This is a genomic window from Kitasatospora sp. NPDC047058 (genome assembly GCF_040643935.1).
Classification (GTDB): Bacteria; Actinomycetota; Actinomycetes; order Streptomycetales; family Streptomycetaceae; genus Kitasatospora.
Window position 1 is genome coordinate 1 of the sequence record NZ_JBEYVJ010000512.1, and the last position, 4,208, is coordinate 4,208.

Sequence of the window (4,208 nt, forward strand, 5' to 3'; positions counted from 1 at the left end):
GCGCAGGCGGGGATCAACGCAGACTTCGCCACCGTCCCGATCACCGTGGGGTTATGGATCCGGGCCCGGCTCCGCTGGTGGGGAAGACGGGGCCGACGGGGACGGCTGGCGCGCGTAGGACGACGCGGTGCCGGTCATCGCCACCACATTGGACCTGCTGGCCGGGCACTGGCCGGGCACGGTCCGCTGGGCCCGGTGTGGTGGCGCTACGGCCGGGAAGGTCGGCGCTGCCTGCTCGATGCGTTTGAGGGCCCGGACACCCGCGAGGCGTACGACGAGCGCCAGGAAGCCCGGGAGAAGAAGGCCCGCCGGGAGCCCTGTGACCTGCGCGGATAGGTGTTTGCCTCTGTGCGGGGCTGGGGTGTGGCGGCGGCTCAGCGTAGGCAGCCGGTGATGTGGATGTTGATTTGTGTCTGGCCGGTGAGGCCGTTGGCGGGGTCGCGGGTGGCGAGGACGAGCGGGTAGGTGCCGTCGGGGAGCAGCGGGATGGTGAGGGTGGCGGTGGTGCCGTGGCCGAGGGTGAGGGGTCCGTTGGGTCCGGTCAGTTGCCAGGTGGTGGCTTGCGGGTCGGTGATCGGTTGGTTGCCGGGGCGGGTGCGGGCGGTGGCGCTGAAGTGTTCCTCGCAGCCGCGCCGCAGGGTGCTGCCAGGGGCGGGCTGCTCGATGGTGACGGCCGGTGGCTGCGGTTGGGGGTTCGTGGTGGGCGGGCTGCTCGGGGTGTTCGGCGGGGCTGCGGTCGGGCTGTGGGTGCCGGGCCGGCCGGACGGGGTGGTCGGCGGGGCTGCGGTCGGGTTGCGGGTGCCGGGCCGGCCGGACGGGGTGTTCGGCGCGGCGTAGGGGCTGGGCGGGGGCGACTGCGGCGACCCGGACTGCGAGGGCGAGGGCGACGGCGAGGTGGACGATGAGGTGGAGGGCGGGGGCGTCGGTGCGACGGTGGGTGAGGCGATCCCCTTCGGGATGTCCAGGGCAGGCGGTGGTTGCGGCAGCCCGGTGGCGACATGGACCGCGCCCGGCTCGGTGGGTTCGGCGTCGATGGTGGCGCAGACGGCGGCGGCGACCATGTGCTGGCTGTCCGGTGCGGTGGTGCCGCGCAGGAGCTGGTCGTCGGGGCCGTGCGGGTGGCTGTCGAAGTAGACGTTGCCGGTGGAGGTTTCGCGGTCGCTGTGCTCGATCCACACCGAGTCCTCGTACTGGGCGCCGGCCTGCTGCCGGTTGCGGCCGGTGATCCGCCAGTCCTTGACGGCGTGCCCGCTGGCGCCGGGGGTGGGCCCGGAGGCCGGGGCGTACAGCCAGCCGTCGCTGTGGAAGCGCTGGGCGCCCCCGGCTGCCTTCTCGCGGAAGCTGTACCCGCCGCCCACGACGAAACGGCCCTTGGGACAGGCGACGGCGGCCCCGGCGGTTCCGTCGGCGGGAACGTCCACCGCGCTGGTCACGATGGTGGCGGAGGGCAGTTTGGCGCAGATCGGCCGGACACCGACGGCGTAGTTGGCCTCGGGCGGCTGCGGATCGACGATCCGGGTCATGCGCTCCGCGCCGTCACTGTCGCCAAGCGGGAACGGGCGGGTGCTGAGCGCGGTCCCGGGGTTGGTCTTGGCGGCCCAGTAACTGGGGTCACTGGAGCCGGTGTCGGCGGAGGCCGAGTCCAGTTCGGCCAGTGGTACGGGTGCCACCGCCCGTCCGGTGACCAGGCGGGCGGCCCGGAACTCCACGCCGAGCTGGATGAGTCCGACGCCGTCGCAGTAGGGCTGTGCCATCGACTTCGCGGTCAGCCCGGCGAACGGGCCCTGCTCGGTCAGGTCGCGGTCGCCGCCCCCGATCTTGTCGCCGATGCGGTCCTGGAAGGCGTGCGCCTGCATGGTGTACTCGCCGCGCGGAGCGAACTCCACCGACGCGTTGACGCACAGCACGTAGGCGGTGAGGGTGACGGAGGTGCCCCCGGGGTTGTGCGCGGACACCAGCCAGCCGGAACCGCCGACGAACTCGCTGGTGGTGGCGAACCCGTCGCCGTCGACGGCGTACCCGCCGCTGAGCGCGGTCTCGTGCTTGGCGCAACCGGCCACCGCGGCCTGTTCGCCGCCGCCCGCCACCACCACCTGCGCACTGCGCTGCACCACTTGGAGCGCGGGGCCGTGGACGGCCCACCAGACGCCGGCGCCGGCCGCCGTCAGTCCTCCGGTGACGATCAGCGCGGCCGTCCGCCCGCCGATCCCTCCGCCGAGCTTCGCCAGGACCCCCGAGCCCATCCCCGCCCGCCTCCCACCCGCGCCCGTCCGCAAGCCCCCTGCGGTGGGGGAACTGTAGCGCCGGAGCGACGCCGGGCCCAGGGTCCGCGCACGGCGGTTGCAGAAGCCGGAGGTGCGACCCGGGGCCGTGACCCCGGGCCGCCGCGCGTGCCGTCCCCGGCCTGCGCTGCCCGGCGGTTGCGGGCGGCGCCGGGCCCGGTGATCTGGCGTAGCAGTGGCAGGGCGGGGCCGGTGACGGCGGGCGCCGCGCCGGCTTCGGCGGCCGGAGCAGGTGGTGGCTCGGGCCCGGTGCGACCGGTTCGTCGTGCATCTGCGACTCGAGGCACTGGTGCGCGGCGGGGGAGCCGGTGCCGGTGGCCACCGCGGCGGCCGTCGGCAGCGGCACGGTGCTCTCCAGTGGGACGACCCGGCGGAGCATGCCGGGCGGCACGCGGTGAGGCGGAGGACGGCGAACGGCCTTCTGCGGTCGCCGGGTCCGGCGACGATGCTGACGGCGTGGCTGCAGCCGGTGATCGGCAGGCTGGCGATCAGTATGACGTCGGCCGGCTGCCGCGGTGGGCCAGATCCTGCTGCTGCGTGTTGCCCCGGGCGCGGACGGTGCGGGCCGCCTTCGTCTCGAATCGGGCTCGCCTTCGGGCGGCATCGCGACGGCCATTGACCGGAGCACCTTGTAGAGGTCGGCGCTGCGGTCCTGCGCGGTTTCGACGGCTGCCCGCTGGTAGGTCCGGGAGGCCGCGGCCAGTACAGGATCCGTCGCGAACGCGCTGTGGAACGGCATCTCCTGGTCGGTGTCTCGGTGTCTCGGTGTCTCGGTGGGCGTGGGGCGCCTGCTCGCGGCGGCGATGATGTCCGCGGTTCCCTGGAGGGTGGGGGCCTGCGGGCCGGTGGGCGGGTGTGTCGCGCCGGCGTGGGTTTCGGGGTCCGGCAGTGTTTCGGCTGTGACGGCCGCGAGGTCGTCCGCGTCGGTGAACGCTTCCCTGCCGCCGCCGCCCGGGGCCATGATCACTGCGTCGATGGCCGGGAGGTGATCGTCGGCGAGGTTCCGCATGACCCGCGCCGACACCGGGCTGCCCGGGTCCCGTGTCGTAAGGTCTGGTGTCGCGCTCGCCCGCCGTCCGCAACGGATCTCACCGAAACCCGGCGGTGCCGGTGGTACGGCCGGAAGATCTGAACCGGTACCGGGGCTCAGGCTGCGACGAGTTCCTGCTCGCGGTCCGGCGTCCTGACCTTGGGCTTCCTGTTCGGCAGCGAGAGCCGGAAGACCTTGCGCCACGCGGAGAACACCTGTTTGGGCAGCGGCCCGGTGACGTACTGCAGCTCGTACTTCTGGAACAGCGCGCGCACCTTCACCGCGACCTCGGCGTACCGGTTGCTCGGCAGGTCCGGGAACAGGTGGTGTTCGATCTGGTGTGACAGGTTGCCGGTCATGAAGTGCATGGCCCTGCTGCCGCTGATGTTCGCGGAGCCCATCATCTGGCGCAGGTACCACTGGCCGCGCGTCTCGCCCTCGACCGACTGGCGCTCGAAGACCTGTACGCCCTCGGGGAAGTGCCCGCACATGATCACCGAGTGGGACCATATGTTGCGGACCAGGTTCGCGGTGAACGTGGCGGCGAGCGTGGTGAGGAACGACGGGCCCGACAGCAGCGGGTGGATCACGTAGTCCTTGAACACCTGCTTGCGGATCTTGCGGCCCACGGCCTTGGCCCGCGCGCGGAACTCCGGGTTCTTGCGGCGGCGCCTGTGCAGGTTCTTGCCGAGCTCCAGGTCGTACGCTGCGATGCCGTACTCGAAGAAGCAGGCGTTGATGAAGTTCCACAGCGGCTGGCCGAGGTGGAACGGGTGCCACTTCTGGTCCTCGTCGACGCGCATGATGCCGTAGCCGAGGTCGTTGTCCTTGCCGATCACGTTGGTGTACGTGTGGTGCAGCTCGTTGTCCGAGCAATGGAAGCACTCGCACAACGA

At 72.5% G+C, this 4,208-nt stretch carries 3 protein-coding genes; 1 reads left to right on the forward strand and 2 read right to left on the reverse strand.

All coding sequences use genetic code 11. From position 1 onward, the window contains the following. Positions 1-195: 195 nt before the first annotated feature. On the forward strand, positions 196-336 hold the full coding sequence (locus ABZ885_RS36470) for a hypothetical protein (protein ID WP_360198720.1): 141 nt from the start codon (positions 196-198) through the stop codon (positions 334-336). Between the two features lie 38 nt (positions 337-374). Here ABZ885_RS36470 and ABZ885_RS36475 read toward each other — a convergent pair whose 3' ends face one another. Both ABZ885_RS36475 and ABZ885_RS36480 read right to left on the reverse strand, forming a co-directional pair. Further along, entirely contained in the window at positions 375-2,243 is a 1,869-nt protein-coding gene (locus tag ABZ885_RS36475; protein ID WP_360198723.1) for a hypothetical protein, read from the reverse strand. A gap of 1,185 nt (positions 2,244-3,428) precedes the next feature. Further along, positions 3,429-4,208 (reverse strand): fatty acid desaturase (locus ABZ885_RS36480; RefSeq protein ID WP_360198726.1); only part of this gene is annotated, 780 nt, incomplete at its 5' end.

Excerpts from the sequence above, each read along its gene's own strand:
- ABZ885_RS36475 (WP_360198723.1), bottom strand. The coding sequence starts at position 2,243 with ATGGGCTCGGGGGTCCTGGCGAAGCTCGGCGGAGGGATCGGCGGGCGG.